The sequence below is a fragment of the Polycladospora coralii genome (genome assembly GCF_014773435.2).
GTDB classification, from domain to species: domain Bacteria; phylum Bacillota; class Bacilli; order Thermoactinomycetales; family Thermoactinomycetaceae; genus Polycladospora; species Polycladospora coralii.
Map to the genome: position 1 here is coordinate 1 of NZ_JACXAG020000020.1, position 5050 is coordinate 5050.

The following is a 5050-nucleotide window of genomic DNA, read 5'->3' on the forward strand; positions in this document are numbered from 1 at the left end:
ACTTCTCCGGTGAATATATACTTGACATTTAAAAAAGACCAAGTGTATTTCATACAGCTTGTTTCCATATCTAATTTTCAAGGTGCGATTCATTTCAGCGTCGCTTGCGGCGACAAGAAATAATATACCATGATACCATATTAATTGCAACCTTTTTTTATACTACTTTTTCACTAAGGGTACTTAGTCGTTCATTTTACTTCAGGGCGTGTCAATTTATATAAATTCACCATTTTATTCGTCGTAACTCTTTATTAATCAAACCATTTTTTTAGATTTGACTACGATGACATGTCATTATGGTTAATTAACATCGCTGGTGTATGGTTCAAATGTAACCATCACGCTGCGTTATTTATTGTTCTTTAGAGTCGGACCTGACCCCTACATCTATAAAGTAGAGCTTTAAATTAGATAAAGATTGGAAATGGATTACATAAAATTAATAAAGTTAGTCAAATTTTATAAATAATGATTTACTTTCAGTTAATTTTGTTTTATTATACATTTCAGGTATTATAAAATCAGTGAAGCCACTTGGTAAAGTCGGATTTGTATTTATATACAACCATACATTGCGACTACACAAAACATTACACATCGATACCGCTAACAATCTGTACTTCAAGGAGCTCATATTTAACTAACCTACTATTTTGTATATTTATTTTATTTATTTTTATGTAAAATCACACTAAGGAGTGAATGACTTGATCAAAACGACACGCTTTTTTTCATTTTTGACCGCAATTAGTCTTGCAGCAAGTTTATTTTTACCTCAGGCAGTACAGGCGGATGCGAAGCGTCCTACTGACAAACTAAATACGAATGATGAAATTATCGTAAAATTCAAACCAAACACTTCACAATCAAAGCGAAAAAGTTTACTAAACGCCCATTCCTCCGAATTAGTTTCTCAAAACCAACAGATTGGATTTGATGTTGTAAAAGTAGAAGGTCAATCAATTGAAGAAGCGATAGCCGATTACAATGCAATGCCCAATGTGGAGTATGCAGAAAAAAAAGTAATATATCGTGCATCCTGGTCTCCAAACGATCCACTATATGCATCCAATCAACAGTACGGTGCTAATTTGATTCAAGCAGATGATGCATGGGATATCAACAAAGGCAGTAAAGATGTGATCGTAGCAGTAATCGATACAGGTGTCCAATCCGATCATCCTGATTTATCTGGACAGTTAATAAATGGCTATGATTTTATTAGCAATGATAGCAATCCCTATGATGAAGAAGGTCACGGTACACATGTAGCGGGAACAGTAGCTGCTAAAACCAATAACGGTTTAGGGGTAGCTGGTATTGCACCTAATGTTAAGATTATGCCTGTCCGTGTATTAAATGAAGAAGGTTATGGAACAAACGAAGAAGTAGCCAATGGTATTATTTATGCCGCTGATCATGGCGCCAACATTATTAATTTAAGCTTAGGTGATTCGGAAGACTCTCAAGTCATGCAAGATGCGGTAAATTACGCACATAACAAAGGTTCACTAGTCATTGCCGCGGCCGGAAATGATGGTAAGCCAAACCCTCACTTTCCTGCTTACTACTCTAACGTAATCGCAGTAGGTGGAGTAGACCGATACGACAATCCTTACAATAATACGAACTATGGAAGCTGGGTAGACGTAGCCGCACCAGGTGTACAAGTTATGTCTACTACCTTAGGTGGAGGATATGGTCGTTTAACAGGAACTTCTATGGCTACGCCACATGTGGCTGGTGTAGCTGCTCTCTTAGCCTCTCAAGGTTTAAGCCGTGACGAAATCCGTCAAGCAATCGAAGAGACTGCTGAACCTGTCTCAGGTACTGGGAGACTATGGACACATGGACGTGTGAATGCATTTAAAGCACTAGGCGGTAGCGCTGCAGATACCGGTGATACCTATGAACCTAATAATCGTAAAGAACAAGCATATGGACCTTTACAATCAAGTAAAACTTATCAAAGTCAAATTAGTAACGCTTCCGATATCGATTGGTTTAAATTTGAGACTAAAGCTAGTGGAGAGATTAGGCTTAATCTGAGTAGTTTACCAGCTGATTACGATCTCTATTTACTTGATTCATCTGGAAAACAGCTGGCCAGTTCCCGTAAAGGTAGTAAGTCGGATGAGTCAATTACATTTACGACCACTAGCCCAGGACATTATTTTGTTAAGGTTGAAGGTTATAATGGTGCTTACAACACCTCACAATCATATACGCTTCAAGCTAATTACCCTGCCTCAAGTCAAGCAGAAAGCACATGGTTTTATGAGCCGCTCACTTTTGAAACATCTCATCCTTACACCAACAACTATAATAAAAGTCACACCTATACAAAAGAGGGGGTTTCTAAAGTAGCTCTCCACTTTAGCCGTTTGGAAACTGAAGCTAATTATGACTTTGTTCATATCAAAGACAAAGATGGAAAAGTGGTTAAAAGTTATGATGGAAATTTAGACGCTTTCTGGATCATCGTGGATGGAGACACAGCTATTTCAAACCTAGTGAGTGATCATTCTGTTAATGGATATGGGTATAAAATTGATCAAGTGGCCTATCACGCAACATCATCCCTTTCAGATATGAGTACAACCGATTTCTCAATCCCTATTCAACAATAGTGATACCTACTTCATAAGCGAAAAGCCTACTCATATTATATGAATAGGCTTTTCGCTTTAATAAATAAAGACAAATTTGCTAACGCAATAAACGGAGCCCATTTAATATAACAAGAAGTGTACTACCCTCGTGGCCAACTACCCCAGTCGGCAAGTTAATCAGTTGAAGAAAATTAGCACATATGAGCATAATAATAAGAAATACTGCGAATAAAATATTTTGGCGAATAATTCGATTCATCTTCCGACTTAGTCTGATTATATCTGGTAATCGTCTTAAGTCATCTTTTATTAGGATGATATCAGCAGTTTCCATTGCAATATCAGTTCCCTTCCCTCCCATCGCCAACCCAATATCTGCCGCTGAAAGTGCTGGCGCATCATTTACACCGTCACCTATCATTGCCACTCTACCATATTTGTGCCGCAAAGCTTGAATACGATTTACTTTTTCATCTGGTAATAGTTGCGCATAAGTTTGATCAATTCCAACTTCATTTGCTATGACATTTGCCGTAATTGAATGATCACCTGTTAGCATAACAATATGAACCCCCAGTTGCTTTAAATCCGCAATTGTTTTTATCGCTTCAGATCGAATGGAATCACGTAAGGCTATGATGCCCACAATGCCTCCATTTTTTTCGAGTAAAATAACTGTTTTTCCCTTACTATTTAATTGTTTAATCCACTTACTTTGCGCATGTGTTATTTGATCAGCATGAAATAACCCCGGTTTACCTAGTTTCCACTTCGTTCCTTGTATAGTTGCTTCTACTCCGTGACCGACTATGGATTTAAAATCGTGTATGCTTTGTAAGACAATATTTTTTTCTCTTGCATGTTTAACAATCGCTTTAGCTATAGGATGCTCTGACCTATTTTCAATAGACGCCGCAATTTTTAAGATCTTTTGGCTATCCAATTCTCTATCACAACTCTTAATATCGGTTACAATAGCTTCACCATAGGTAAGTGTACCTGTCTTATCAAAAGCAATGACCTTAGTTTGACCGATGCTCTCTAGTGGTATGCCACTTTTAAATAACACACCCTTTCTAGAACCCGATGACATAGCAGATAAAAGTGCAGGCATGATGGATACTACAATTGCGCAAGGAGATGCAACTACTAGGAAAACCATTGTCCGGTAAAAAGCACTAAAAAATGACCAGTCTAATAACCAATAAGTTACACTAAACACACTGGCAGTTAAAAATAGCACGCCTTTTACATAGTATCGTTCAAGTTTTTCAAGTTTTTGTTGTGATGGCGGTAATGATTGCTTAGATTGTTCAATCAGTTGGATCATTCGATTAAACATACTATTATCAGCCGTTGCAGTTACTTCCATAATCAATGAACCTGCACCATTCATAGCCCCAGAAAAAACCAAGTCTTTTGCTTTTTTATCAACTGGCATTGATTCACCGGTAATCATCGATTCGTTTAAATCTGAACTCCCTTTAATAATGACACCATCAACTGGAATTAGCTCACCTGGCTTTATTAGTAACTTTTGGCCTATCTTAATTTTTTTAATTCGGATGTTCTCGATACGATCATCACTGTAATACAAATGAGCAAACTGTGGCTTCATTTGTATAAGTTTCGTTAGATCCCTTTCACTTTTTGCTAGTGTGATCGTTTCCATCGCACCACTAAGTGCAAAAATGAAGATGAGCAATCCTCCTTCAAGCCAGTATCCAATACTCGCAGCACCAATTGCAGCTAAAAACATAAGAAAGTTGACATCTATAACACGTTCTTTTAATAGTTGATCGATTCCCTCTTTTGCTTTGATATAGCCTCCAATCATGTAAGACATACAAAATAGAATAACTGAAGGGGTCGGATAAGCCATAGAGAGAAACCATCCTATACAAAGCAAAACACCTGCACATAGTGCTGCTAATAACTCTATTTTGACTGAATTTTTAATAAATTTATAAGAGGAGAGATGATCATTTACTAATTTATTCATCGTTTCATTCCATCTCCTTAATTGATAGTAATGATCATTTTTAATACCCGATATAGACAGCATGCGGTCCCCTGAAGGGACCGCATGGTAAAAGCATTATATTTGTTTATATTAATTATAATATAATAATTAATATTGTCAATTGTTTTTCTGAAAACAAACATTAATTGTGTGTTCATGTTAGAGCAACAATGCAATCATTACAAGTCGCTCATGCTGACCGCATCAAAAAACACGCCTTCCTTTATGGAAGACGTGTTTACCTATTCCCTGAAAACTAAAGAGTGCTTACATGACCTGTCATGATTCGATTTAAGCTCCTAGAAGGAGCGTCCTTAGAAAGGAGGTGATCCATCCCCACCTTCCGGTAGGGATACCTTGTTACGACTTCACCCCAATCATCTGCCCCACCTTAGGCGGCTCGATCCCTTGC

1 protein-coding gene, 1 rRNA gene and 2 pseudogenes are annotated in these 5050 nt (G+C 37.4%); 2 read left to right on the forward strand and 2 right to left on the reverse strand.

The window, feature by feature from the left end:
* Positions 1-713: 713 nt before the first annotated feature.
* Both IC619_RS17440 and IC619_RS17445 read left to right on the forward strand, forming a co-directional pair.
* Positions 714-1880 (forward strand): annotated as a pseudogene (locus IC619_RS17440) (S8 family peptidase); the annotation flags it as partial.
* 126 nt (positions 1881-2006) lie between these two features.
* Positions 2007-2633: pseudogene (locus IC619_RS17445) on the forward strand (PPC domain-containing protein); the annotation flags it as partial.
* Between the two features lie 79 nt (positions 2634-2712).
* On the opposite strand, the gene IC619_RS16430 reads toward IC619_RS17445, so the two are convergent.
* Both IC619_RS16430 and IC619_RS16435 read right to left on the reverse strand, forming a co-directional pair.
* A complete protein-coding gene (locus tag IC619_RS16430; RefSeq protein WP_191141196.1) occupies positions 2713-4617 on the reverse strand; it encodes a heavy metal translocating P-type ATPase in 1905 nt (634 codons plus the stop codon).
* Between the two features lie 339 nt (positions 4618-4956).
* A 16S ribosomal RNA gene (locus IC619_RS16435) occupies positions 4957-5050 on the reverse strand; the annotation flags it as partial.

What these genes read in the sequence shown, in the direction of transcription:
- IC619_RS16430 (WP_191141196.1), bottom strand. Translation starts at nt 4,617, where the DNA reads ATGAATAAATTAGTAAATGATCATCTCTCCTCTTATAAATTTATTAAA.